This window comes from Mycobacterium sp. E2238 (assembly GCF_001672665.1).
Classification (GTDB): Bacteria; Actinomycetota; Actinomycetes; order Mycobacteriales; family Mycobacteriaceae; genus Mycobacterium.
In genome coordinates this window covers 69,734-95,473 of record NZ_LZKF01000246.1, presented here as the reverse complement: position 1 = coordinate 95,473, position 25,740 = coordinate 69,734, and the positions used below count along the sequence as shown (strand labels likewise).

22 protein-coding genes are annotated in these 25,740 nt (G+C 68.8%); 13 read left to right on the top strand and 9 right to left on the bottom strand.

The window, feature by feature from the left end; genetic code table 11:
* Window positions 1-2 precede the first annotated feature (2 nt).
* The 7 genes from lon to A5711_RS22545 all read left to right on the top strand — a co-directional run bounded on the left by lon (window position 3) and on the right by A5711_RS22545 (window position 6,553).
* Window positions 3-2,324 carry an endopeptidase La gene (gene lon, locus A5711_RS22575; protein ID WP_067950471.1) on the top strand — a complete coding sequence of 774 codons (2,322 nt, stop codon included), beginning with the start codon at window positions 3-5 and terminating at the stop codon, window positions 2,322-2,324.
* A gap of 281 nt (window positions 2,325-2,605) precedes the next feature.
* Window positions 2,606-3,061, top strand: coding sequence for a hypothetical protein (locus tag A5711_RS27840; protein WP_231972033.1), 456 nt, complete (start codon window positions 2,606-2,608; stop codon window positions 3,059-3,061).
* Window positions 3,062-3,140: 79 nt separating this feature from the next.
* Window positions 3,141-3,527: a nitroreductase family deazaflavin-dependent oxidoreductase gene (locus A5711_RS22565; RefSeq protein WP_067950469.1), complete on the top strand. Its 387-nt coding sequence runs from the start codon at window positions 3,141-3,143 to the stop codon at window positions 3,525-3,527.
* 10 nt (window positions 3,528-3,537) lie between these two features.
* Window positions 3,538-3,870, top strand: a complete 333-nt coding sequence (locus A5711_RS22560; RefSeq protein ID WP_067950467.1) for a TfoX/Sxy family protein — start codon at window positions 3,538-3,540, stop codon at window positions 3,868-3,870.
* Window positions 3,871-3,913: 43 nt separating this feature from the next.
* A complete protein-coding gene (locus A5711_RS22555; RefSeq protein ID WP_067950465.1) occupies window positions 3,914-4,549 on the top strand; it encodes an endonuclease in 636 nt (211 codons plus the stop codon).
* The gene (locus A5711_RS22550; protein WP_067950463.1) at window positions 4,546-5,271 is read left to right on the top strand and encodes a DUF72 domain-containing protein; all 726 of its coding nucleotides are present in this window, start codon (window positions 4,546-4,548) and stop codon (window positions 5,269-5,271) included. The genes A5711_RS22555 and A5711_RS22550 overlap by 4 nt, the downstream gene beginning before the upstream one ends.
* 49 nt (window positions 5,272-5,320) lie before the next feature.
* Complete coding sequence (locus tag A5711_RS22545) at window positions 5,321-6,553, top strand: NAD(P)/FAD-dependent oxidoreductase (RefSeq protein WP_067950462.1); 1,233 nt, start codon at window positions 5,321-5,323, stop codon at window positions 6,551-6,553.
* On the opposite strand, the gene A5711_RS22540 is transcribed toward A5711_RS22545, so the two are convergent.
* The 3 genes from A5711_RS22540 to A5711_RS22530 all read right to left on the bottom strand — a co-directional run bounded on the left by A5711_RS22540 (window position 6,542) and on the right by A5711_RS22530 (window position 12,708).
* Window positions 6,542-8,653, bottom strand: a complete 2,112-nt coding sequence (locus A5711_RS22540) for an NAD-dependent epimerase/dehydratase family protein (RefSeq protein WP_067950460.1) — start codon at window positions 8,651-8,653, stop codon at window positions 6,542-6,544. The two genes, A5711_RS22545 and A5711_RS22540, sit on opposite strands and share 12 nt — an antisense overlap.
* Window positions 8,654-8,763: 110 nt before the next feature.
* Window positions 8,764-10,248, bottom strand: a complete 1,485-nt coding sequence (locus A5711_RS22535; protein WP_067950458.1) for an acetyl-CoA acetyltransferase — start codon at window positions 10,246-10,248, stop codon at window positions 8,764-8,766.
* Between the two features lie 60 nt (window positions 10,249-10,308).
* Complete coding sequence (locus A5711_RS22530) at window positions 10,309-12,708, bottom strand: CoA transferase (RefSeq protein WP_067950456.1); 2,400 nt, start codon at window positions 12,706-12,708, stop codon at window positions 10,309-10,311.
* Between the two features lie 158 nt (window positions 12,709-12,866).
* Between A5711_RS22530 and A5711_RS22525 the strand changes: the two genes are divergently transcribed.
* The 3 genes from A5711_RS22525 (at window position 12,867) to A5711_RS22515 (ending at window position 16,116) form a co-directional block, all read left to right on the top strand.
* Window positions 12,867-13,784, top strand: coding sequence for an undecaprenyl-diphosphate phosphatase (locus A5711_RS22525; protein ID WP_067950454.1), 918 nt, complete (start codon window positions 12,867-12,869; stop codon window positions 13,782-13,784).
* Window positions 13,785-13,947: 163 nt separating this feature from the next.
* Window positions 13,948-15,561: an alkaline phosphatase family protein gene (locus A5711_RS22520; RefSeq protein WP_067950452.1), complete on the top strand. Its 1,614-nt coding sequence runs from the start codon at window positions 13,948-13,950 to the stop codon at window positions 15,559-15,561.
* Between the two features lie 57 nt (window positions 15,562-15,618).
* Entirely contained in the window at window positions 15,619-16,116 is a 498-nt protein-coding gene (locus tag A5711_RS22515; protein ID WP_067950450.1) for a DUF427 domain-containing protein, read from the top strand.
* 8 nt (window positions 16,117-16,124) lie between these two features.
* On the opposite strand, the gene A5711_RS22510 is transcribed toward A5711_RS22515, so the two are convergent.
* The gene (locus A5711_RS22510) at window positions 16,125-16,634 is read right to left on the bottom strand and encodes a GNAT family N-acetyltransferase (RefSeq protein WP_067950448.1); all 510 of its coding nucleotides are present in this window, start codon (window positions 16,632-16,634) and stop codon (window positions 16,125-16,127) included.
* Between the two features lie 71 nt (window positions 16,635-16,705).
* Between A5711_RS22510 and A5711_RS22505 the strand changes: the two genes are divergently transcribed.
* From A5711_RS22505 to A5711_RS22495, 3 genes are all read left to right on the top strand, one after another.
* Entirely contained in the window at window positions 16,706-17,554 is an 849-nt protein-coding gene (locus A5711_RS22505; RefSeq protein WP_067950445.1) for an SDR family oxidoreductase, read from the top strand.
* Window positions 17,555-17,718: 164 nt separating this feature from the next.
* A complete protein-coding gene (locus A5711_RS22500; protein ID WP_067950443.1) occupies window positions 17,719-20,112 on the top strand; it encodes a phosphoketolase in 2,394 nt (797 codons plus the stop codon).
* Between the two features lie 203 nt (window positions 20,113-20,315).
* Window positions 20,316-21,080 carry a CPBP family intramembrane glutamic endopeptidase gene (locus A5711_RS22495; RefSeq protein WP_067950441.1) on the top strand — a complete coding sequence of 255 codons (765 nt, stop codon included), beginning with the start codon at window positions 20,316-20,318 and terminating at the stop codon, window positions 21,078-21,080.
* 6 nt (window positions 21,081-21,086) lie between these two features.
* Here the strand turns inward: A5711_RS22495 and A5711_RS22490 are convergent, their stop codons facing one another.
* The 5 genes from A5711_RS22490 to A5711_RS22470 form a co-directional block, all read right to left on the bottom strand.
* Entirely contained in the window at window positions 21,087-22,115 is a 1,029-nt protein-coding gene (locus tag A5711_RS22490) for a zinc-binding alcohol dehydrogenase family protein (protein WP_067950439.1), read from the bottom strand.
* Window positions 22,116-22,161: 46 nt separating this feature from the next.
* Complete coding sequence (locus A5711_RS22485; RefSeq protein ID WP_067950437.1) at window positions 22,162-22,461, bottom strand: GlsB/YeaQ/YmgE family stress response membrane protein; 300 nt, start codon at window positions 22,459-22,461, stop codon at window positions 22,162-22,164.
* Window positions 22,462-22,596: 135 nt separating this feature from the next.
* Complete coding sequence (locus A5711_RS22480; RefSeq protein WP_067950435.1) at window positions 22,597-23,658, bottom strand: alanine and proline-rich secreted protein Apa; 1,062 nt, start codon at window positions 23,656-23,658, stop codon at window positions 22,597-22,599.
* A 120-nt stretch (window positions 23,659-23,778) separates the two neighbouring features.
* Complete coding sequence (locus A5711_RS22475) at window positions 23,779-24,885, bottom strand: sulfate/molybdate ABC transporter ATP-binding protein (protein ID WP_067950433.1); 1,107 nt, start codon at window positions 24,883-24,885, stop codon at window positions 23,779-23,781.
* A complete protein-coding gene (locus A5711_RS22470) occupies window positions 24,882-25,691 on the bottom strand; it encodes an ABC transporter permease (RefSeq protein ID WP_156745029.1) in 810 nt (269 codons plus the stop codon). The genes A5711_RS22475 and A5711_RS22470 overlap by 4 nt, the downstream gene beginning before the upstream one ends.
* Window positions 25,692-25,740 lie beyond the last annotated feature (49 nt).

Genomic DNA, 25,740 nt, shown 5'->3' with positions numbered 1-25,740 from the left:
TGATGGCTGAAGCCAAATCGATGCCGGTGCTGTTTGTCACCGACACCATCGTGTTGCCCGGAATGGTCGTTCCCGTCGCGCTCGACGAGGCCGCGCGGGCGGCGATCGACGCTGCTCAGGCGAGTGAATCCGGGCAGCTGCTGATCGCGCCCCGGCTGGACGACCGGTACCCGTCGCACGGTGTGATCGCCAAGATTTTGCAGGTCGGACGCATCGCAGGCGGCGGCACAGCGGCCGTCGTGCGCGGTGAGCGCCGGGCGCAGATCGGGGCGGGAGCGTCCGGGCCCGGTGCTGCGCTGTGGGTCGAGGTGACCGAGGTTCCCGACGTCGAGCCGACCGACGAAGTCAAGGCGCTGACGGCCGAATACAAGAAGCTGCTGCTGGCCATGCTGCAACGGCGCGAGGCCTGGGAGATCGTCGACTATGTCAACAGGCTGACCGACCCGTCGGCGCTGGCGGACACCTCCGGCTACGCCTCCTACCTCTCCAGCGAGCAGAAGCGGCGACTGGTCGAGACCGAGGATGTCGCCGAGCGGCTGCGGGTGCTGATCGACTGGACCAGCGACCACCTTGCCGAGGTCGAGGTCAACGACAAGATCGCCGAGGACGTGCGCGAGGGCATGGAGAAGACGCAGAAGGAGTTCCTGCTGCGCCAACAGCTGGCCGCCATCCGCAAGGAATTGGGTGAGGGCGAGCCCGACGGTTCCGATGATTACCGCGCCCGCGTCGAGGCCGCCGAGCTGCCCGAAAAGGTGCGCGAGGCCGCGCTGCGCGAGGTCGGCAAGCTGGAACGGTCCAGCGACCAAAGCCCGGAAAGCGGCTGGATCCGCACCTGGCTGGACACCGTGCTCGACCTGCCCTGGAACTCACACACCGACGACTCGACCGACCTGAAGGCCGCGCGCGGGGTGTTGGACGCCGACCACCACGGGCTGGACGACGTCAAGGACCGCATCGTCGAATACCTGGCCGTGCGGGCCCGCCGCGCTCAGCGGGGGCTGCAAGTCGTCGGCGGCCGCGGCTCCGGCGCGGTGATGGTGCTGGCCGGTCCCCCCGGCGTCGGCAAGACGTCGCTGGGTGAGAGCGTCGCCCGGGCGCTGGGCCGCAAGTTCGTGCGCGTCGCCCTGGGCGGTGTGCGCGACGAGGCGGAGATCCGCGGGCACCGGCGGACCTACGTGGGCGCGCTGCCGGGCCGGATCGTGCGGGCCATCGGTGAGGCGGGCTCGATGAACCCCGTTGTGCTGCTGGACGAGATCGACAAGGTCGGTTCCGACTACCGGGGCGACCCGAGCGCGGCGCTGCTCGAGGTGCTCGACCCGGCGCAGAACCACACGTTCCGCGACCACTACCTGGACCTGGACCTGGATCTGTCCGACGTGGTGTTCCTGGCCACCGCGAACGTGATCGAGAACATCCCCTCGGCCCTGCTGGACCGGATGGAGCTGGTGCAGATCGACGGCTACACCGAGGACGACAAGGTCGCCATTGCGCGGGACTACCTGCTGCCCCGGCAGCGGGACCGGGCGGCGCTGACCGCGGACGAGGTCACGCTGACCGACGCCGCTCTGCGCAAGATCGCCGCCGACTACACCCGGGAGCCCGGCGTGCGCCAGTTCGAGCGGCTGCTGGCCAAGGCGCTGCGCAAGGTGACCACCAAGCTGGCGGAGACCCCCGATCCGATCACCATCGACGAGCCGGATCTGGTCGAATACCTCGGCCGTCCGCGGTTCACTCCGGAATCGGCCGAACGCACGGCGGTGCCCGGAGTGGCCACCGGTCTGGCCGTCACCGGCCTCGGCGGCGACGTGCTCTACATCGAAGCGGGCGCGACGGACGGTGAGGCGGGTTTGCAGCTCACCGGTCAGCTGGGTGACGTGATGAAGGAGTCGGCGCAGATCGCGCTGTCCTACGTGCGCTCCCACGCTGCCGAGTTGGGCGTCGACCCCAAGGCCCTCGACCGGCGGATCCACGTGCACGTGCCCGCGGGTGCCGTGCCCAAAGACGGCCCGTCGGCCGGAGTCACCATGGTGACCGCGCTGGTCTCGATGGCCACCGGACGTCAGGTGCGCTCCGATGTCGGCATGACCGGTGAGGTCACGCTGAACGGGCGGGTGTTGCCGATCGGCGGTGTGAAGCAAAAGCTGCTGGCGGCCCAGCGGGCCGGCCTCGCAACGGTCTTCATCCCGGCGCGCAACGAGCCGGACCTGGACGACGTGCCCGCCGAGGTGCTCGACGCGCTGACGGTCAAACCGATGACCGACGTCGCCGAGATCGTCGCGCAGGCACTCGAGCCGGTGGCCGAGACCGTTACGGTCGCTGCTTGACCTGAGCTTGGCCGGGACGCGTAGCAAATTGGCTCGCGTCCCGGCCAAGCACGTTGGGCCGCCTGTCCCCCGCCCTGACCTGGCCTGATGCCGGCGCTTTGGGAGAAAAGGTTTTCAGCCTCCATGCCTCGGGTATCAGGGGGTTGGAGGTTCGACTGCCCGATGAGGGCGGTGGGGTGAGCGAATCACCAAGTCAATTGGTTCAGCTGCTGTTCAGGCAGCCAACTGCTCGACAAGGGGGTTCACTTATGAATCTGAGCAAAATCACAGCCGGCGCTCTCATGGCCGGAAGTATCACGTCCGCGGCGCTCGGCATCGGCGCCGGCATCGCACAAGCCGGTCCGGACGGTCCGAATGTGCCAAATCCGAACATTCCGGGTCCGAACGTGCCAGGAGGCGACCGGGACGTACCGGGTCCGGGCCAACACGTGCCGGGACAGCCGATTTGTAACCCGGGCGCGCCGGGCGTCAACTGCAACCAGCCGGGCAGCCCGCTTCCTCCGGGACAGAACGGGTTCCCGCCGCCGGGGCACTACAACGACCCGGTTCGCTACGGGCTCCCGGCCACGTGGGTTCCGCCAGTGGGTGACCCCGACGGCACGCAGCTTCCCGTCGTGTTCAACCCGCAGCTGGGTCAGTGGGGCGTCAACACGTCGACTGGCTTCCAGGTGTTCACGCCCGCAGGCGGGACCTCTGGTTCAGGCCAGGTCAGCGGCGGGGTCAACCCCGGGACCTAAAACGGCATGACGAGGCAGCCGCCCCTTCGGGGGCGGCTGTTTTCGTTGCACTGTGACATGGCGCCGAGGTCGGCGTTGAATGGGAGCCGTGACTCTCAAACGCCAAGTCGTCCACCGCGTGCAGCGCCTGCTGGTCAACCCAGTGGGCCGGCAGATGCCCGGGATCATCCTGGAAACCACCGGCCGCAAGAGCGGTAAGCCGCGGCGCACCGCCGTCGGCGGACGCCTGGTCGACAACCAATTCTGGATGGTCTCCGAACACGGCGAGCACTCCGACTACGTCCACAACATCAAGGCCAACCCCGCCGTGCGGGTGCGCATCGGCGGTCGATGGCGCAGCGGCACCGCTCACCTGCTGCCAGACGACGATCCGCTGCAGCGGCTCGGCGATCTCCCGCGGCTCAACAGCGCGGTGGTGCGCCTGATGGGCAGCGACCTGCTGACCATCCGGGTGGATCTGGACTGACGCGCCGCGCATGGCCTACGACGAGGACCTGGCCAACGAGATCCGCGAACTCGTCGCCTCCGAGCGCGGCATCGAAGAGAAACGCATGTTCGGCGGGCTCGCGTTCCTGGTGAACGGCAACATGTCCGTGGCCGTCAGCGGCCAGGGTGGTCTGCTGGTCCGGGTGCCCGCGGATGAGCTCGACAACGTGCTGCGGCGCGCCCACGTCAGCCCAATGGTGATGGCGGGCCGCGACGTTCGCGGCTGGGTACGGGTGGAGCCCGCGGGGTTGCGGACCAAACGACAGCTCGAGGGCTGGGTGGCCCGCGGCGTCGGCTACGCGCGCAGCCTGCCGCCCAAGTGACCGGCGCGGTTTGCTAGCACTCGGCGCGGGTACGTGACCAGGTATGTCCGAACGCCAGCAACCGGTGCGACGGCTGCTCGACGTCGCCGGGACGACCTACGCCGCCGAGGCGCGAATCAAGCTCGCCGACAAGCCGATGCCGCTGTTTCAGCTGCTGGTCATCTGCATGCTGGCCAGCAAGCCGATCGATGCCGCCATCGCCATGGGCGCCGGGCGCGAACTTTTCAAGGCGGGGCTGCGCACGCCGAAGGCGGTGCTGGACTGCGATCGGCGGACCATGATCGACGCCTTCGGCCGCGCCCACTACGTGCGTTACGACGAAAGTTCGGCCACCCGGCTCACCGACATGGCCGAACGCGTGCGCGACGAGTATTCCGGCGATCTGCGGGAACTCGCCGACCGCAGTGAACGCGACGTCGCCGCCGCGAAACGGTTACTCAAGGGGTTCAACGGAATCGGCGATACCGGAGCCGACATATACCTGCGCGAGGTGCAGGACGTGTGGACCTGGGTGCGGCCGTATTTCGACGCCCGCGCCACCGCCGCGGCTAAGAAGTTGGGTCTGCCCACCCAGCCCGAAAAGCTCGGAGCCCTTGCGCCGCAAGGCAATGCGCGACTTGCTGCCGCACTCATCAGGACATCGCTGGACGACGAACTGCGCCGGCAGGTGAGCGCTTGACCGTGCGGATCGGTACCTCCGGGTGGTCCTACAACCATTGGGCCGACGTGCTGTACCCGCCTGGCCTGCCCACCGGGCGCCGGCTGGCCCGCTACATCGAGGTGTTCGACACCGTCGAACTGAACGCGAGTTTCTACCGCTGGCCGAAGGATTCGACCTTCGCGGGATGGCGTCAACAGTTGCCGGACGGCTTCAGGATGTCGGTCAAGGCGCATCGAGGACTGACGCACTACCGCCGTCTGGCGTCCGCCGGGCCGTGGATCGAGCGCTTCGAGCGCTGTTGGGAACTGTTGGGTGATCGCGCCGGGGTGCTGCTGGTTCAATTGCATCCCGAGCTGCAGCGTGACGACGCGCGCCTGGATGCCTTCCTGGGTAGCGTGCCGGCGTCGATCCGGGTGGCCGTCGAGCTGCGACATCCGTCCTGGAATGACGAGGCCGTCTTCGACCTGCTGGCCCGCCGTCGCGCCGCCTACGTAGTCATGAGCGGCGCCGGGCTGGCGTGCCTGCCGCGGGCGACCACCGATCTGGTGTACATCCGGATGCACGGTCCCGATCAGGACGAGATCTATGCCGGCAGCTACTCGACCGATGAGTTGCGGCGGTGGGCGGACCGGATCGCCGCGTGGCAGGACGACGGCAAGGACGTATGGATGTATTTCAACAACGACCTGGGCGGCCACGCGGTGCGCAATGCGCTGACCTTGCAAGACCTCTTGCGGTAAGCCGGCGCGCGTAGGCTGGGCATGTCGACTGCAGGACGGAGTCACAATCATGGCCAGCCCTACAACATTCGTCATCATCGGCGGTGGACTTGCTGGAGCAAAAGCGGTGGAAGCGTTGCGCGACAGTGGCTTTGACGGACAAATCACCTTATTTGCAGATGAGAAGCGTCTGCCCTACGAGCGACCTCCGCTTTCGAAGGAGTATCTGGCCGGCAAGAAGTCGCTGACCGATTTCACCGTGCAGAACTCCGACTGGTATCGCGACCACAATGTCGACTTGAGACTAGGTTCGCGGGTGTCGGCCGTGAACGCGGGCGACCATGCCGTCGCGCTTCCCGACGGCACCACGATGCGATACGACAAGCTGCTGCTGGCGACGGGATCGGCGTCCCGGCGACCGCCGATACCCGGATCCGATGCCGACGCTGTCCACTATCTGCGCACCTACGACGATGCTGTGTCACTGGATTCGGTTCTTACCGAAGGGTCTTCGCTGGCGGTGGTGGGGGCCGGCTGGATCGGCCTGGAGGTGGCCGCCGCCGCCCGCCAGCGTGGCGCCGATGTGACCGTCGTCGAGACGGCGAAGCAACCGCTGGTGGCCGCGCTCGGCGAAACGGTGGGCGAGGTGTTCGCCCGGCTTCATCGCGATCACGGGGTGAAGTTACGGCTCGAGGCGCAGGTCGAGGAGATCACCACGACCGGCGGCAAAGCCACCGGACTGAAGATGCGTGACGGGTCGACGGTGTCCGCTGATGCCGTGTTGGTGGCCGTCGGGGCCAAGCCGAACGTCGAACTCGCCGAACAAGCCGGGCTCGCCATGGGAGACGGGGGCGTGCTGGTCGATGCGTCACTGCGCACCAGCGATCCGGACATCTACGCGGTCGGCGACATCGCCGCCGCAGCGCACCCCCTGTTCGGCGGCCGGATCCGCACGGAGCACTGGGCCAATGCACTCAAGCAGCCCGTGGTGGCGGCGGCCGGGATGCTCGGCAGCCCAGGGGAATACGCTGAGCTGCCCTATTTCTTCACCGATCAGTACGACCTCGGGATGGAGTATGTGGGGCACGCGCCCGGCTTCGAGCGCGTGGTGTTCCGGGGCGACGTTCCCGGACGCGAATTCGTCGCGTTTTGGCTCGACGGCGACAACCGGGTACTGGCCGGGATGAACGTCAACATCTGGGATGTGCTCGACGACGTCAAAGCGCTGATCAGGTCCCGGACATCCGTCGACCCCGACAGGCTGGCCGATGTCGAGGTCCCGCTGGCCGAGCTATCGGGCTGACGGTTCGACGGGCACCCATGTCCCGTCGATCACGTCGGGCGGGCGCTGCACCTGTAGCCTTTCCCGTTCGGCGCGGCGGCGTTTGATCCGGAGGCGGGCGTCGCCCGGCATGGTGACCAGCTCGTCACACGTCAGGTAGTACACGTCCTCGACGACGTCGATCAGGTCCGCCGCGACTCGACGGGATCCCAATTCCCGCAACGTCATCCGGAGTTGATGGGTGAATCGCAGAGTGGTGTCGTGGGCCAGCTCGCGGGAGTCGCGAGCGCTGGTGGTCAGCCGCTGGGCCAGCGTCGGCGGCGGCACTTCGGTCGAAGCCGCGTCGGCCACCGCGACTTCTCCGGCCGCGCGCAGCAACATCACCGGATCGTCGGCATACGTCTGGCTGGCCAGCTCGGCCTCCCCCGGCCCACGGTGTGCGACGCGGGCGACGGCCGCATCGACCGCGGCGGCGGTGCTGGGAGACAGCGCGCGGATGCTGGCGAGGTTGCCTTCCCGGGCGAGCGCACACAGCGGCGGGTCGGCCCGCAGGACCGCGGCGAGCTCGGCGGTCTCGGTCGCGACCACGGTGCTGTCCATGATCATGTCCACTCCGGGTACGCTGCGCGCCGCCTTGCTGCGTTCCAGCGCCGCCGCCGTGACGCCGGAATCGATCAGCCACAACGCAGTGAGGATCCAGCCTTGGTGAATGCGGTCCCGCAGCAAGCGAATCCGTACTTCCAGGCCGGCGTCGGGCAGCGATCCCAACTGTGCGGCGTCGAGGTGTTCGGTTTCGGCCGCCGCGCCGTAGGCACGCGTATCGGACTTGAGGTGGCGCAACAGGGCCAGCGATCGTCCCGCGACGACGGCTTTGGCGACGTAGCCGAGGGCGCCGCCCGCCAGCGCGGGCTCACCGAACGGTAGGGGGTCTCCGACGTGCGGCCTGCCGACGAGGGCGTTGCGGGCGACGGCATCCTGATCCCAGCCGGGCAGCTGCGCGGCCGCGACCATGTTGACCGAAACCCCGACATAGGCCCGATGACCGAACACGGCGATGGCCCTGTTCCCCCACTCCTCGCCCACCACGCCGCCCAGCGCCAGCACGTGACTGAGCGCCCGGTTCGCGGTGCGCAATCCGCTCAGCTGGACATCCAAGGTAATCGGGGTGAGCGGCCCCGGCAGCGGCTCGCCGAGGTTGCCCGCACTGAAAATTGGGAAGCGCGGATCGACCCGGTCGTCGAATTCGCCCTCGACACCCTCGGGCGCCGCGCTGTGCTCCTCGCCGGAGGGGGCGGGGCGTGGGGCGACCTCGACCGGGAGCGCCAGTTGGCGCCCGTGGTCGGTGGCACCCGCGGCGGTGATCTGACGGCCGACGAGGCCGCGCGCGGTGTCGGCCACTGCCTCGAGCGCCTGCCAGCCGAACTCGAATGCCCAATCCTCCTGTACCGCAGCAATATCCATGTCCGGGATGAGCTGCGGCCAGCTGCGCACCCGATTCAACCGGGACCGCGGGTCGGCGGATCGCAGCATCCGCCACGCCGTGATCACGTTGACGGTGCCCGGGGAGGCGAGGTCCACCACACCGGAGCGGTCGGTGTTGAGCGCCGAGACCAGGAAGCGCACCAGATCGTCGACGTGCAGCACCCGCATCGGCTCCGCCGAAACCTTGGTGCGCAGCAGCGTGGCCACGGTGCGGCACACCATCCAGTCGAGCTGCCGGCCCACCGGCGGGGCGATCCGGACGACCAGGCTGGGCCCCCAACTGGTGGACACCAGTTCCTCGGCCGGCTTGTACAGTTCCGGCCGCCCCGCGGCCTGGGACACGAACAGCAGCCGTGCGCCGGCGCGGGCGGCCACATCGGTCACGTGCGCGAGGCCCTCGATATCGGCGCTGCCGGGCGCGGTGGTGTCGATGGGGGCCAGGTGGATCACCGCGTCGGCTTCCTCGGTGAGCTCTTGCAGGGCCCGGTTGCGCAGCGACGCGCAAACAAGGTCGACGTTGCGGTCCAGGCAGGGATGCGGCCGCTCAGCAATGCCGCTGACCGTGTGCCCGGCAGCGATCAACTGCCGTGCAACCAGCCGCCCAAGTGCGCCGGTGGCGTCGGTAACCAGGATCTGCACCTGGGTCTCACCTCCCCGACCTCAAACTAAACAATAGGCAAGACGGCACGACCTACGCGACCGTTACGGGGCAAACGGCGCCATGAGCTGGCGGGAATGTTATCGCCGGGTTATTGCAGCGTGGCGCTGCCGTCCGGGGCGACGGCAACCTTGGCGCCCCCGATGTCTTCACGCACGGTTACCTGCGCCGCCGCGCTGTCGGTGATCACAGCGAGGGTCCGCGACCCATCGGGCGTGCGCACGGCCAAGAACGCCTTTTCCGGTCGCCCCTCGCGATCGAACGGCGTCGTCCACGCTTCCACCGTCCCGACGCCCTCCCATTCCACCAAGGCGTCCCGGGTGGGCTCTCGGTCGACGACCGGTTGCACGTCCTCCCAACGGAACTCATCGGGCGGCTCGGTGCTGTACACGCCGAAGCTGTGCTTGGTCAGGAAGCCGCCGTTGGCGGTGATCAGGCCGCGCCGCCCGGGATTAGCCGCCAGCAACTCCGCCATAGTGGCGATCGAGTGCATCACGTAGTTGCTCCAGGGGCCGCCTGCGAACGTCAGACCGCCGGTGACGGTGAGCGGGCGGGCGGGATCGTCGACCGGCAGGCCCAGTTCTGCCGCCGCCACCTGAACGGCCGAGGGAAAGCAGGAATACAGGTCGACGTAGTCGACTTCGTCGATGCCCATGCCCGCCAGCTCCAGCGCCCGGCCACCGGCGAGCCGGATGGCCGGAGACCGGTGCAGCTCGTCCCGCTCGGCGATGGCGGAGGTGTCATGCGCGTCGGTGCCGGCATGCGGAAAGATCCAGCGGTCGGCCGGGATCTGCAGGCGCCTCGCCTGCTCCACCGAGGTCAAGACGAGCGCGGCGCCCTGATCGACCATGTTGTTGGAGTTCATCAGCTTGGTGTACGGCCAGCTGATCATCCTGTTCTGCGGGCCGGGCTCGCAGATCTCTTCGGCGCTCACCGGTTTGCGGATCCACGCGTGCGGATTGTCGACCGCAACGGCGTTGAAGCGGGCCCACAGCTCGCCGATGCGCTTGCGGTGGTGTTCAACCGATTCGCCGTTCGCAATCCGCAGGGCCTGCTCGAACAGCGGGTAGACGAACGCTGGCCGGTCCAGCCGAATCCTGATTTCCGCGTCGCCGGCCATCGGGACGTCGGCGCCGCTGACCTCGGCCATCGGGACGGAGTCGTCCTGAACGGTCCACTCGAGCTTGCCGCCCTTGGCCCGCAGGCCCCGACGGGTGCGCCAGGTCTCGGCACCGGCCAGCAGCACCACCTGGGCGCTGCCCCGCTGGATGTCCAAGCAGGCCTGGTTGACCAGCGACTGCGGCACGTTGCCACCGACGGGGCTGTACAACGTGGTGAAGTCCGTCGCGCCGATCCGCTGGCCGAGCAGCAGCCCGGGGTCCCGGTAGTGCGCCGACAGGATGTTCACCACGCGAATGGAATCCACGGCCTCGATCACGGCCGAATCGGCGGCTTGCCGGGCGGCGGCCTCCATCAGGTCCACCGGCTCGACGGACCGCTTCTCCGGATCGATCTCGTCGCGGTGGTTGACCTGGCCGTAGCCGATCAACACCGGCGTCCTGGGGTGCACGGTCATGACAGTGAATTTAGCGTGGCTATCGATCCGGGTGGTCGCGCGGGCCGGATTCCCCGCGCGTCAGGGCGGCCCGAACAGCGCGCCGTCGGCGACGAGCCGGTCGATCTCCGGGTCGCCCATGCCCAGTACCTTCCGGCAGATCTCGACGGTGTCCTGGCCTGGCAGTGGCGCCGGGCGCTGCGGGGCCGGCGGGATGTGCTGGAACGGCGCGGGGCCCGTCTCGGCCGGCAGCGGACGCTCGATGAGGGGGTGCAGCATCTCGGCATAGAGTTTTCGCTCGACCAGCTGGGGGTCCTCCAAGATGTCCGGCGGCCGGTTCATCGGCCCGGCCGCAACGCCGGAGGATTGCAGCAGCTGGGCGGCCCGTACCGGTGTGCGGGTGCGGGTCCACGCCGACACCAATTCAACCAGCTCTCGCCGATTGGCCAGCCGCGCCTCACCGGTCGCGAAGCGCGGATCGTCCGCCCATTCCGGGTGATGGAAAACACCTGCGGCGCAACGCCATTCGTCATCGGATTCGATCGATATGACGCACCACTCGTCGTCGCCCGCGCACGGACAGACGGCGTGCAGGCTGGTGGCCTCGGAGATTCTCGGGACGCCCGCGGCCAGGGCGGCCTGGGTGACGTACAAGGTGTCGAGTTGGTTGATCACGGCTTCGGCTTGCGAGATGTGCACGTGCGACCCGCCGCCCGTCCGGTGGCGGTGGATCAGCGCGGCCAGCGCCGCGATCGCGGTGATCCGCCCGACGACGTGGTCGGGGAAGATGGTCGTCGCATCGTAAAAGGCATGCCGCCCAGTGTGGTTCCGATTCTCCGGTTCGTCGGCCGTCCACAACCGCGTGACACCGGTCGCGGCGCGGACCAGCGGCCCGTAGCCCATGCGGGTGCTCCATGGGCCTTGGTCGCCGTAGGCGCTGCTCTCGGCAAGCACGATCCGCGGGTTGACGGCACGCAGATCGTGGTAGGAAAAGCCAAGCGCGGTAAGCGTTCCCGGCTTGAAGTTGGCGAAGACGGCGTCGGACTCCGCGACGAGCCGAGTGAAGATCCCCTTGCCCGCGGGGCTGCGCAGATCCAGACCCATCGCCAGGTTGTTGCGATGCGTCCAGGCGAACGACTCGCTCATGGCGTCTCCGGCACGGGCCTGCCGCAACCCGTCCGGGTATTCGGCGCTTTCGATTTTGATGACCTCGGCGCCGAGGTCGCCGAAGAGCCGGCTCAGCTCGCCGCCGGCGACGATGATGCCCAGATCCAGGATGCGAAGTCCCGCAAACGGATAGTCGCCGACGCGGCCGGAGGGCGATTGCACGACCGCCGGGTTCCCCCGCCAGCCCGGTCCGTCCCGCCCCGCGGCCGGGGCCGGGCTGCGGAAACCCGCGTGCAGTCCATCGACGACGAAGTAACCGGTGGGCACGCGGGTGCGCACCCCCGGGACCAACTCGACGTCGGTGACCGCGCCCACCGCCTGAAAGTGCTCGGAATCCATCACCCACGACGGCGTCAGCACGGCGGCGATCGGCACGCCATGAGCCTGCCCCGCGGCAACCAGATCCTTCATGGTCTGTTCGGCGAACAGCGCCTGGACTAACTCGCTGATCTGCGGCCACGCGGCGAAGCGCGCCCCGATCACGTCGTATTTCGGGTCCTGGAAGTCGGCCGGCTCGCCCAGCCAGCGTCGCAGGCCTCGCCATTGGCGCGGCGCCATCACGCACAGCCGGACGTAACCGTCCTTGCAGGGGTAAATCGGGTACGCGTCCTGGTTCTTCGGGCGCCCCCGCCACTGCCCGGTGCGGCGGATGCCGGCCGCGACCTGCCCATGCGCGCCGAACGCCGGATCGAGCGACATGACCACAGCATCGAAACGCGAGAAGTCGATGTATTCGCCGGTGCCACAACGCAATCGGTTGTAATACGCGACGAGGGTTGCCCAGGCCGCCTGGGCGGCGGCGGTGGCCGACGCGATACCGTCCGGCGGCAACACCGGGGTGCCGGTGGTGGGACCCGAGCGTGACAGCGAGCCGGACATCGCGTACAACACCGGATCGGTGGCCCGCCACAGCGACCGCGGCCCCGTGGCGCCGAAGTCGGTGATCGAGAGCACGACCAGATGCGGGTGCTGGGCGGCCAGCTCCTCCACCGACGTCCCGAAGGTCGGGGCCTCCCCATAGAAGCCGTCGTCGACGACGATGTCGGCCTGGGCGGCCAGGTCGAGGAACACGCCGCAGTCGTCCTCGTCGAACGGGTCCAGCACCACGCTGCGCTTGTTGGCGTTGTGCACGGCAAACGGGATGCTCGCGCCGGCCAGCATCGGCGGCGAATCACGCGCCGGGCTTCCGGTAGGGGGTTCGACCTTGAGCACGTCGGCGCCCAAGTCGGCGAACAGTCGCGTCACCGCGTCGCCGTTACCGCTCGACAAGTCGAGGACGCGCACGGCGTCAAGCAGCCCGTCGGACATCAGCACACCGTACCCGCCGGTGTGGTGGCCGGCCCGGCGGACGGTCCCCCCACCAGCCAAAAAGCCAACTGGGCAAGCTGATTGGGAGGGCGGACTCGCGGTCGGCTATCGTCACAGGCCGATCGGCGAAGCCACGGGCGAACGATCCGACGGAGGCATCTGATATGAGCGCGCACTTGACCTACATCGAGGCGGTGGTGGTCGGCGCGTTCCAGGGCGTCACCGAGCTGTTCCCGGTTTCCAGCCTCGGGCATGCGGTGCTGGTGCCCGCGGTGGTGGGCGGCCGGTGGGCCGAAGACCTGAGCGTCTCGGCCCCCCAATCGCCCTATTTGGCGTTCATCGTCGGCCTGCATGTGGCCACGGCCGCCGCGTTGCTGGTGTTCTTCTGGCGGGACTGGCTGCGCATCGTGGCCGGATTTGTGTCGTCATTGCGGCATCGCCGGATCAACACCCCCGACGAGCGGCTCGCCTGGCTCATCGTGGGGGCCACGATTCCGGTCGGCCTGGCGGGGCTGGTCCTGGAAAAAACGTTCCGCACCACACTCGGCAGGCCCGTCCCGGCGGCGATTTTCCTGCTGCTCAACGGCATCGCGCTGTACGCGGGCGAGGTGCTGCGCCGGCGGGTAGCGCCCGCGGCCGACCACGAGCGGCCGGTGGGTGAACAACCCCTGCACACCGGGGAGGCCGTCGACAACCGCCTGGCCCAACTCCCCTTGCGCCGTGGCATCCTGATCGGCGCCGCGCAGATCCTGGCGCTGCTGCCCGGCATCAGCCGTTCGGGCATCACCATGGTGGCCGGCCTGTGGCGCGGCCTGTCCCACGAGGACGCCGCCCGGTTCTCCTTTTTGTTGGCGACGCCGATCATCCTGGCCGCCGGCTTGTACAAGATCCCGGAGTTGTTCGGGCCCCAAGCGAGCGGGATAGGGGGCCAGGTGCTGGCCGGTAGCGTCGCCTCCTTCGTGTGCGCCTACCTCGCCGTGCGGTTCCTGACGCAGTACTTCCAAACCCGCACCCTCACGCCGTTCGCCATCTACTGCGCCCTGGCCGGCGGCGCCAGCCTGGTGTGGCTCGCCGTCAGCTGACGCGCAACGGCTTACACGATTTCTTCTGCCATCTCTTCACCGACTCGGTCACCAAACGGCAACTGCTGCGTATCGATTCGTGCAACGGCTAGGTGCGCAGCAGTGACGTAGCTCACGATCTACGGAGCAACGCGCGGCGCCGTACCACCGGGGGGATGCCTGAATGTTCTGTCGCCTTTGCCGGGCGGCCGGCGCCGCGATCGGGGCCGGCATGCTGGTGCTGTCGGCGTTCACCGCACCCAGAGCGACCGCCGCCGCTCCGATGAGCCCGAATCTGTTGGTCAACCCGGGCGCCGAGCTCGGGGACCCCTCACTGTCGGGATACAGCGGAGTATCGATCCCCGGCTGGACCGTGACCGGCACGCCGACGGTGATCAAATACAACACCCTGGTCCGGCTGCCCTCGCCCCTCGGGTCGCCGGGGCCGACCATGCCGAAGTTCCTGGCGTTTCCGTCCGCCCAGCACGGCCCACCCGACGGCGGTGCGCAGTACTTCGGCGGCGGAAACGTGGCGACGTCCACAATCTCACAAATCGTCGATCTCAGCGGCGCGGCGGCGGCCATCAACAACGGCAACGTGCCCTTCACGCTGAGTGGTTGGCTCGGCGGCAACCGGCTGGAACTGTCCGAGGCGTCGGTCACCGCTGACTTCTTGGGGCCCGGCCAATCACCTTTGGGCACAGCCAAAATCGGGCCGGTCTCGATACTGCAGCGCGGCTTCCAGACCGAACTGGTCGAACGCGACACCACGGGAACCATTCCCGCGGGCACAACCCGCGCGCGGGTGACCGTGACCTTCAAGGACACCCACTGGGCGGGCGGCGCCTACAACCACTCGTATGCCGACAACATTTCCTTCACGGTCGGCGTCCCTTTGCCCGCCCCGCCGCTACCCGCGCCGCCGAACTCCACCGTCGGCCCCCTCGATCACGTGTTCCTGGTCTACATGGAGAACCACGGCGTCAAAGACGTTGTCGGCAGCCCGAATGCGCCCTACATCAACAGCCTCATCAACACCTACGGATACGGGTCCAACTACTACGCCCTGACCCACCCGAGCAACCCGAACTATTTCCCCGTCCTCGGTGGGTCCGACTTCGGCGCGAACTACGACTGCGCGATGAACTGTTTCGACGCACCGAACCTGGCCGACACGCTCGAGGCGGCGAACAAGACGTGGGCTGGCTACGAGCAGTCCATGCCCACCCCGTGTGCCACCGCGTCGAGTGGGGGCTACTCCCCCGGTGAGCTCCCGTTCCTCGCCTTCCACGACATCGTGTCCAACGCCGCCCGGTGCCAGGCGCATGTGTTGCCGCTGCCACGGATGGCTACGGATCTCGCGTCGGCCAACACCACCCCGAACTTCGTGTGGTTCGCCGCGGACGAGGACCACAACATGGAAGGCCCCGTCAACGTACGCTTCATCGGCAGCGAACTGACGTTCCACCAATACAACATCAAGGCCGGCGACCAGTTCCTGCAGCAGGTGCTGCCGACGATCGTGAATTCGCCCGCGTTCCAGACCCAACGCAGCGCGATCTTCATCACCTGGGACGAGGACTACAACAACCTGTCGTTGACGATCGGCAACGAGGGCAACCACGTGCCCATGATCGTCATCCCATCGCCGAACTCCGGTATGCGCCAGGGTCATTTCGTCGCGGCCACCCATAACGACCACTACAGCCTGCTGCGCACCATCGAAGACGCCCTGCACCTTCCCCGCCTCACCAACAACGACAAATTCGCGCAGCCGATGAATGAATACTGGCCATAGACCGGCCGCCCCTAGCCTGGCCGGAGGTACGAAGTAACCGACGAGTCGAGGCAACGCATGAGCCACTCCGAATCTGAAGCCGCCGCACCACGCCGCGAGTCGGTGTGGGACTACCCGCGCCCGCCCCGCGTCGAGCCGTTCACCGGTCGCATCACCGTCGAGTTGGGTGGTGAAGTCATCGCATCCACCCGTCGGGCCTGGCGGGTGCTCGAGACCAGTCATCCGCCGACGTATTACCTCCCGCGTGACGCGTTCGCCGAGGGGGCGCTGCGTGAGACGTCCGGCAGCTCCTGGTGTGAATTCAAAGGCCGGGCAACCTATTACGATCTGCTGGGCGGCGGCGTCGTCGCGCCGAAATCGGCTTGGAGCTATGTGAGTCCGACGCCCGGATTCGAAGCCATCGCCGGGGCGGTCGCGGTGATGGCCGCCAATGTCGACCGTTGCACGGTCAACGGAGAGGTCGTCGTGCCCCAACCCGGCGGCTTCTACGGCGGCTGGATCACCAGCTGGGTGACCGGCCCGTTCAAAGGCATCCCCGGCTCGACGGGTTGGTGATCGCGCCGCTACACCGGCTCTATCCGGTAACGGACCAAGCGCCGCGTGTCAGTGCCGAAATCCGCTGCGCGGCAAGACCCGTCGGGCCGCCACCCGTCACGCCCGTAAAAGCTCAGCGCGCGGGTGTTGCCCTCCAGCGCCCACAGCACGGCGCCTCGCGCACCGACTCGCCGCAACCGCTCCCGGGCGGCCACCATCAGCGAGCGCCCCACCCCCGCACCCAGATGGTCCGGGTCGACATACAGCGCCATCAGCTCACCAAAGTTCGGTAGGTCGTTTTCACGACATAGGCCCGTGGTGGCGAAGCCGCGGATCGCGGACCCCTCGACCGCGACCAAGGTGGACGGCATCCGCAACCCCACGCGGCCGAAGGTGTACCGGTCGACCAACGCCTCCGGGGTGAGGTTGTCCAGGTAGGCGCGGCCGATGAGCCCCCGGTAGGCCGACTGCCACGACCGCACGTGTAAACAGGCCACCTCGTAGGCGTCCGCCGGGACCGCCGCCCGCACCTGGGTCATCGTTGCAGTATTCGACGATCTGGGGTCAGATTGCCTAGTTGACACCCGTCAAGACTCCGGAGGGTACGAAAATGGCAGACACGGCGTCCGTCGGGCTGAAGGTCCGCGGCAAGGTAATCGTGATCACCGGCGGCGCCCGCGGCATCGGGTTGGCCACCGCGACCGCGCTGCACAATCTGGGCGCCAAAGTGGCAATCGGTGACATCGACGAGGTGCGGGTGAAGGAATCCGGCTCCGCGCTGGGCCTGGACGTGTACGGCAAGCTCGACGTCACCGACCCGCACTCGTTCGCGGACTTCCTGGACGAGGTCGAGCGCCAACTCGGCCCGATCGACGTGCTGGTCAACAACGCCGGCATCATGCCGCTCGGCCGGATGGTCGACGAGCCGGACGCCGTCACCCGGCGCGTCCTCGACATCAACGTCTACGGCGTCGTCCTGGGCAGCAAGCTGGCGGCCCAGCGCATGGTCCCCCGCCGGTCCGGACACGTCATCAACGTCGCCTCACTCGCCGGGGAGACCTACATCGCCGGGGCCGCCACCTACTGCGCCAGCAAGCATGCGGTGATCGGCTTCACCGATACCGCCCGGCTGGAATGCCGCAAGGCGGGCGTCAAGTTCTCGGTCGTCATGCCGACGTTCGTGAACACCGAGTTGATCGCCGGCACCTCGGGCGCCAAGGGCATCAAGAACGCCGAGCCGGCCGACATCGCGGAGGCGATCGTCAAACTGGTGGCTCATCCCCGGCCGCGGGTGCGGGTCACGAAGACCGCCGGCGCGATCATCGCGTCGCAGAAGTTCATGCCCCGCGCGCTGTCCGAAGGGCTGAACCGCGCGCTCGGCGGCGAGCACGTCTTCACCGACGACGTCGACGCCGAGAAGCGCAGGGCCTACGAGTCGCGGGCTCGCGGCGAGGAGTAGTCGGCGATCGCGAGCGCGGCGGAGCCGGGCGAAGCGGGTCGCCGCCATGAGGAGTAGTCGGCGATCGCGAGCGCGGCGGAGCCGGGCGAAGCGGGTCGCCGCCATCAGGAGTAGTCGGCGATCGCGTCGGGCGCCGTTCACCGCGGGCGCGGACAATCGGCGGAGTGAGCCTACAAACCCAGACAACCGCTCCCCTTGCCGACGACCAACTCGACCTGATCAACGCATACTGGCGCGCCGCCAACTATCTGTCGGTCGGACAGATCTACCTGCTGGACAACCCGCTGCTGACCGAACCGCTGGCGGCCGAGCACGTCAAACCGCGGCTGCTGGGCCACTGGGGAACCACCCCGGCGCTGAACCTGATCTATGCGCACCTGAACCGAGTCATCCGCGACCGCGACGCCAGCGTCATCTACGTCACCGGGCCCGGCCACGGCGGCCCCGCACTGGTCGCCAACGCCTATCTCGAGGGCACCTACAGCGAGGTGTACACCGGCATCGAGGAGGACGCCGAAGGGCTGCGAAAGCTGTTCCGGCAGTTCTCTTTTCCCGGCGGCATTCCTAGTCACGTCGCCGCCCAGACGCCCGGCTCCATCCACGAGGGCGGTGAGCTCGGCTATGCGCTGGTGCACGCCTACGGCGCCGCGTTCGACAACCCGGATCTCGTCGTGGCCTGCGTGATCGGCGACGGCGAGGCCGAGACCGGGCCGCTGGCCGCCAGCTGGCATTCCAACAAATTCCTCAACCCGGTCACGGACGGGGCGGTGCTGCCCATCCTGCAGCTCAACGGCTACAAGATCGCCAACCCGACCGTGCTGGCGCGCATCCCTCACGCCGAACTCGAGGCGCTGCTGCGTGGCTATGGCTACCGGCCCATCACGGTCGCCGGTGACGACCCGGCCAACGTGCACCAGCAGCTCGCCGCCGCGCTCGACGACGCCTTCGACGACATCGCGGCCATCCAAAGCGCCGCCCGCAGCGGCAACGCGACGCAGCGGCCCGTCTGGCCGATGATCGTGCTGCGCACACCCAAGGGCTGGACCGGCCCGAAGGTGGTGGACGGCAAGAAGGTCGAGGGCACCTGGCGCGCGCATCAGGTCCCGCTGGCCGAGACGCACGACAATCCCCAGCATCGGGCGCAGCTCGAGGAGTGGCTGCGCAGCTACCGGCCGGAGGAGCTGTTCGACGGCAACGGCAAGCTGCGCGCCGAGCTGCGGGCAGTGGCGCCCGTGGGCGATCGCCGGATGAGCGCCAATCCGCATGCCAACGGCGGCCTGCTGCTGCACGACCTCGACCTGCCGGACTTCCGTGACTACGCGGTCACGGTGTCGCAGCCGGCGAGGCAAACCCACGAGGCCACCCGGGTGCTGGGCACCTTCCTGCGGGACGTGATCGCGCGCAACCGCGACCGGTTCCGGCTGATGGGCCCCGACGAGACGGCCTCCAACCGGCTGGACGCCGTCTACGGGTCGACGGCCAAGGTGTGGCTCTCGGAGCTCGGGCCCGACGACGAGAACCTCGCGCCCGACGGCCGCGTCATGGAGGTGCTCTCCGAGCACCTGTGCCAGGGCTGGTTGGAGGGCTACCTGCTGACCGGCCGGCACGGCCTGTTCAACTGCTACGAGGCGTTCGTCCACATCGTCGACTCGATGCTCAACCAGCACGCCAAGTGGCTGGCCACCAGCCTGGAGCTGCCGTGGCGGCGACCGATCGCGTCGCTGAACTACCTGCTGTCCTCGCACGTGTGGCGCCAGGATCACAACGGCGCGTCCCACCAAGATCCCGGCTTCATCGACCTGGTGGCCAACAAGCGGGCCGAATTGACCCGGGTGTATCTGCCGCCGGACGGCAACACGCTGCTGTCGGTGGCCGACCATTGCCTGCGCAGCCGCGACTACATCAACGTCATCGTCGCCGGCAAGCAGCCGGCGCTGGCCTACCTGGACATGGACCAGGCCATCGCGCACTGCGCACGCGGCGTGGGGATCTGGCCGTGGGCGAGCACCGCCACCGGCGAACCCGATGTGGTGCTGGCCTGCGCCGGGGACATCCCGACGCTGGAGACGCTGGCTGCCGCCGACATCCTGCGCCGCGAACTGCCGGAGCTGGCGGTCCGGGTGGTCAACGTCGTCGACCTGATGCGGTTGCAGCCGGATTCCGAGCACCCGCATGGCCTGCCGGACAAGGAGTTCGACGCGCTGTTCACCCGCGACAAGCCGGTCATCTTCGCCTACCACGGCTACCCCTGGCTGATTCACCGGCTCACCTACCGCCGCACCAACCACCCGCACATCCACGTGCGCGGGTTCAAGGAGCGGGGAACCACCACGACGCCGTTCGACATGGTGATGCTGAACGATCTGGATCGCTTCCATTTGGTGATGGACGTCATCGACCGGGTCGACGGGCTGGCCAGCCGCGCCGCCGAGCTGCGCCAGCGGATGGTCGACGCCCGGCTCGCCGCGCGCATCTACACCCGTGAGCATGGCGAGGATGACCCGCAAATCGCCGGCTGGACCTGGGAGTCGAGCGAGCAGAACGAACGTAGTGAGTGATGGGAGCGAGACGACCCATCGGCCTGGGAGTCGAGCGAGCAGAACGAACGTAGTGAGTGATGGGAGCGAGACGACCCATCGACCTGGGAGTCGAGCTGATTCGCGCCGAGATTGCCGTCACGGTTGCCCTTCGGGGCCTACCACGACCGTGACGGCAATCTCGTTGAACCGTCGCGGCGGCCGCCGATCGGTAAGCTGGTTGAATGCTTGACGCCGCCGAGACACCCGACATTCACCATCCGGTGATCTCGCAGCTCTCGGCGCTGCACCGGGCTCGCATCCACCTCGACATCGCCGTCGTCGTCGCGGTCTTGGTGCTGACCAACCTCGTCGCGCACTTCACCACCCCGTGGGCCGGCATCGCCGTGGTTCCTGCCGCGGCCGTCGGCCTGGTTTTCCTGATGCGGGCCAACGGTCTGGACTGGGCCGATCTCGGGTTGGGACGCGAACACTGGAAGTCGGGGCTGGGCTACGCGTTGGCCGCGGTGCTGGTCGTGGCCGCGGTGATCGCGGTGGGGGTGCTGCTCCCCGTGACCCGGCCGATGTTTCTGAACCACCGCTATGCGACGGTCTCCGGCGCGCTGATCGCCTCGATGGTCATCATCCCGCTGCAAACCGTGATCCCGGAGGAGCTGGCGTTCCGCGGCGTGCTGCACGGCGCGCTGCATCGGGCGTGGGGGTTCCGCGGCGTCGCGCTGGCGGGGTCGCTGCTGTTCGGGCTGTGGCACGTCGCGACGTCGCTCGGGCTTACCAGCAGCAATGTCGGCTTCACCCGGATTCTCGGCGGCGGTGTCGTCGGGATGCTGGCCGGGGTGACCGGCGCGGTGCTGGCCACCGGTGCCGCGGGATTCGTCTTCAGCTGGCTGCGCCGTCGCAGCGGCAGCCTGATCGCGCCGATCGCGCTGCACTGGTCGCTGAACGGCCTCGGGGCGCTGGCCGCCGCCCTGGTCTGGCACCTGACGGCCTGAGGCCGGTCACACCAGCAGCACCGCCGCACCGGCGATACGGCCGGCGCTGAGATCGGCTAGCGCACGATCCGCTTGGTCCAACGGGTATTCCGGCGTGGTCACCTCGATGTGGTGCTGGCCCGCGAAGTCGAGGAACGCCCGCGCATCGGCCCGGGTGTTCGAGGTGACCGAGCGGACCTGGCGTTCCTGGAACAGATGGCGCTGGTAGTTGAGCACCGGGATATCGGACAGGTGGATGCCCGCGATCGCCAGAGTGCCGCCGCGGTCCAACGCTTCCAGCGCGGGCAGCACCAGCTCCCCGACCGGGGCGAACAGGATGGCCGCATCCAGCGGGACCGGTGGCGGGTCGGCCGCGCCCTGCGCCGACGCCGCGCCCAGCTGCATCGCCAGTTCACGCGCCTCGGCTCCACGCGTCATCACGTGCACCTCCGCGCCCTGCGCCAACGCGACCTGCGCGGTGATGTGGGCGCTGCCGCCGAAGCCGTACAGACCCAGCCGTCCGCCCGGCGGCAGGTCGGCGCGGAGCAGGGAGCGATAGCCGATGATGCCGGCACACAGTAACGGCGCCAACTCGCTGTCGCTGTAACCGCCGGGCAGCGGATGCGCGAAAGCGGCTGGCACCGTAGCGAATTCGGCGTAGCCACCGTCGGCGTCCCAGCCGGTGTAACGGGATTGCGGGCACAGGTTCTCGTCGCCGCGGCGGCAGTACTTGCACACGCCGCAGGTGTGGCGCAGCCAGGCGATCCCCACCCGGTCTCCCACCTCAAACCCGTCGCCCGCGTCGGGACCGACCTCGACGACTTCGCCCACCACCTCGTGGCCGGGTGTGACATGGTCGCGGTGTACGGGCAGGTCGCCCTCGGTGACGTGCAGGTCGGTGCGGCACACCCCGCAGGCCCGCACGGCGACCAGCAACTCCGCCGGCCCCGGGCGCGGCACGTCGGCGGTGGTTTGCTCGAGCGGGCCGGTGTCCATCGGTCCGGGCCGGCGCACCCGCCACGCGCGCATGGTCGTGGTGGTCAGCGGTGGAACCATTCGTCCATCATGCCGCTAACCACCACGGCCGCAACGTACTAACTGATCAGGTCCGTCGCACCATGCCGACGATCCAGAGCAGGATCAGCGACCCCAGCAGCGCGGTGAGGAACGTGAAGATCAGACCACCACCTGCGGTGTTGACGAAGAAGCTCAGGATGAAGCCGCCGATCAAGGCGCCGATTATGCCGATCACGATGTCCATCAGGATGCCGGCACCGCTGCCCCTGATGATCTTGCTGGCGAGCGCACCCGCCAGACCACCGATGATGATGTATCCAATGATGCCGACGCTCGTGAACGTCGTTGAGCGGGCCAGATATTCGGTAGCTGCCATGACGGTCATGCGGGTCTCCTTGCAATCGCTGGCAAAGCCCAGCGAGTTGCTGGGCCATCACTTCGGTATACCCGCTTTGCGTAACGAAAAAGGATCCGATTCGGAGACGGTTGGCGCATCATCGCGGCGCGCCGAGGGGCCGCGTCAGGTCGATTGCGTCCGCGGTGGTGCCAGCGCCGGGGTGGGGCTGACCTCTCCCGCGGGTGCCGGCGCCGGAGCCGGCGAGGGCGCCGGGGCTCCTGGAGCCGGAGCTGGCGCCGGTGCTGCTGGGGCCGGAGCCGGCGCGGGTTGGGCCCCCGGGGCCGGCGGGGCACCAGCCGCCGCGGCGGGCGGGCCCGCCCAGGGCTGGATCGACTCGGCGAGCGCCTTGGCCGCGCCCTTGTCGACGGGGTCGTTCGCCGTGCCGAGCCACACCACGAACCAGCGTTGCGGCGGGCCGCCGTTCGGCGTGTTCGCCGCGGGCAGTCCGACGACGCCGGTCCAAATCTGGCCGTTGGGCTTGGAGGCGTCGCTGAACTTGACCTCGTAGTACGACGCGCTGCCGGTGACGCCATTGGCCCCGGTGAGCGGGGTGCTTTCCTGGTTGATTCGGGTGCCCGGATACGGCAGGAAGAACTCACCCATGTCCGAGCCCAGCCGCACCGCGGCCTTCGTGTTGTTGGCTTCGGCACTGGCGTAAAGCTTTTGGTCCAGCCGGCCCATCACGATGCGGGTGTCGTTGGCGACCGGTGGGGGCTGGTCGGGCAGCGGCGGCTGCCCCGTCGTCTTACTGAGCAGCGCCGAGCCGTAGTCGAGGTGGGAGGCGTCCGACTCCACCCAGCCGGGAGGAAGGATGTAGCTGAAGCCGCCTACGGCGTTGGCGATCCGCCCGGCGTTCGGGTCGGCGGGCGGCGGGGGCGGCGGCGCGTTCGGGTCGACGGGCGGCGGCGGCGGTGGCACGGGCGCGTTGGGATCGACCGGTGCCGGAGGGGCGCCGGGCGCCGGAGCAGCCGGCGGTGGAGTGGTTGCGGGAGCCGCCGGGCCTGCGGCGGGAGCCGGGGCGGGGGCGGTCGTCGTCGCCGGCGGGACCGGAGTCGGGACTTCCGGGTCGGCGTTCGAGGTCGCCGGCAAAGCGATCGTGACGGCGCTGGCACTGGTCACCGTGGCTATCGCCAGCGTCGCCCACAGGCCTTTGCGACGTGTCGAGTTGGGTTCCACCTGGTCCATGGCGACGAACCTACCGTGTTACCGCTGTGACGCAAGGAGCCTTGCGGACAATTGCGATGCCGTTTTGCCGATGTTGCCGATGTGCAACCCACCGGGCGGCCACGCGCTCGGTCCCGTCCCTCAGTACGCCGCCGGATAGAGCGCCACCTCATGGGCTTTGACGGAGAACCACACCTGCTGCCCGGGCGCCAGCCGCAGCTCCGACGCGGCGTCGACGGTGATCTCCGCGGCCAGCCCGGGGGCGCCGTCGGGCTGCTGCTCGCCGCGCACCAGCACCGCCGACCCGCGAATGTCCATCTCCGCCACCGTCACTTCGACGGTGTTGCGTGGGCTGCCGTGTGGCAGCTCCCGATAGACCGCCACCGCCGTCGGCGGGAAGACCGCGATCGCGTTGCGTCCCTCAGCGAGCTCGTCGCCTCCCTCAACGGCGGGGGCCGCGTGCCAGCGGGCGCCCGAGCGCGCGTGCAGCGAGCGGTCGGGGCCGATGATCCCGTTGACCAGGTTGATGCCGGCGATGCGCGCCCCGAAGTGGCTGCGCGGCGCCGTCAGCACGTCGGCGACCGGGCCGATCTCGGAGACCTTGCCGTCCTCGAGCACCAGCACCCGGTCGGCCAGGGTGAACACGTCGAGCAGGTCGTGCGTGATCAGCACGACAGCGCAGCCGGTGCGGCCGACCGCGCCGCGCAACACCGCGCGGATCCCGGCGGCCGCGGCGACGTCGAGGCCCGCCAGTGGCTCGTCGAGCAGCAGCACGTCGGGTTCGGCGGCCAGCGCCCGCGCGATCGCCACCCGCTGGGCCTGACCGCCGGACAGCTGGCGCGCCTTCCGGTCCGCCAGCGGCTCGGCCTCCACCTCGCGCAGCCAGCGCAGCGCTGTTGCCCTCTCCGCGGCCCGGGCCGGGCGGAGCCGGCCACGACGGCTGTGCGGCCCGAACGCCACGTTGGCGGCAACGCTCATGTGCGGGAACAACAATGGGTCCTGCAGCAGCAGGCCAACGCGGCGGTCATGGGTCGCCACGTCCACCCCGGACTCGGTGTCGGTCAGCACCCGGCCCCCCAACCGCACCATCCCGCGGTCCGGGCGAATCAGCCCGGCGATGACGTGCAGCGCGGTCGACTTGCCCGCGCCGTTGGGTCCCAGGACCGCCAGCACTTCGCCCGCCGATACGGAGAATTCGACGTCCAGGCGGCGCTCCGCCACCACGGCGCGCAGGTGCAGTTCGCTCATGGTCCGGTCTGCCGGGTCTCGGTGCCGGTCAGCCGGCGGGCGCCCAACCCCAACACCACCACGGCGGCCACGGCCACCAGCAGGATCGACAACGCCACCGCCGCGTCGGCGTCGGTGACGCGCTGCAGGTAGATCTCCAGCGGCAGCGTGCGGGTGACTCCTTGCCGCGACCCTGCGAACGTCAGGGTCGCGCCGAACTCCCCCAGCGAGCGGGCGAACGCCAAGACCGTGCCCGACGTCAGGCCCGGCAGCAGCAGCGGGAGGGTGACCCGCCACCAGACGGTGCTGGGACGCGCACCGAGGGTCGCCGCGACGACCTCGAAGTCGGCGCCGGCGGTGCGCGCGGCCCCCTCCAGGGAAATAACCAGGAACGGCAGCGAGACGAACGTCTGCGCCAGCACCACCGCGGTGGTGCTGAACGCGATGCTGATGCCGGCGGCGTCGAGGTACCGGCCGAGCAATCCGAGCCGGCCGAACGCGTAGAGCAACGCGATCCCACCCACCACCGGCGGCAGCACCAACGGCAGCAGGATCAACGGCCGCAACAGCCGCACCGGCCGCGCCGTGCTGCGGGCCAGCACCAACGCCATCGGCACGCCGAGCAGCACACACAGCAGGGTGCTGGCCGCGGCGGTCTTGAGGCTGAGCAACAGCGCCGTCCGGGACGACGGGCTGGTGATCAACGACCAGAAATTCGGCCAGTCGACCTTGATCGCGATGGCCAGCAACGGCAGCACCACGAACACCGCCCCCACCGCGGCGGGTAGGTATACCCACCGCGGCAGATCCGGAGGGCGCTCGCTGATACGTACACCCCTAACAGGGATCGGGAGATCTGGACCGCCTCAACCTAGC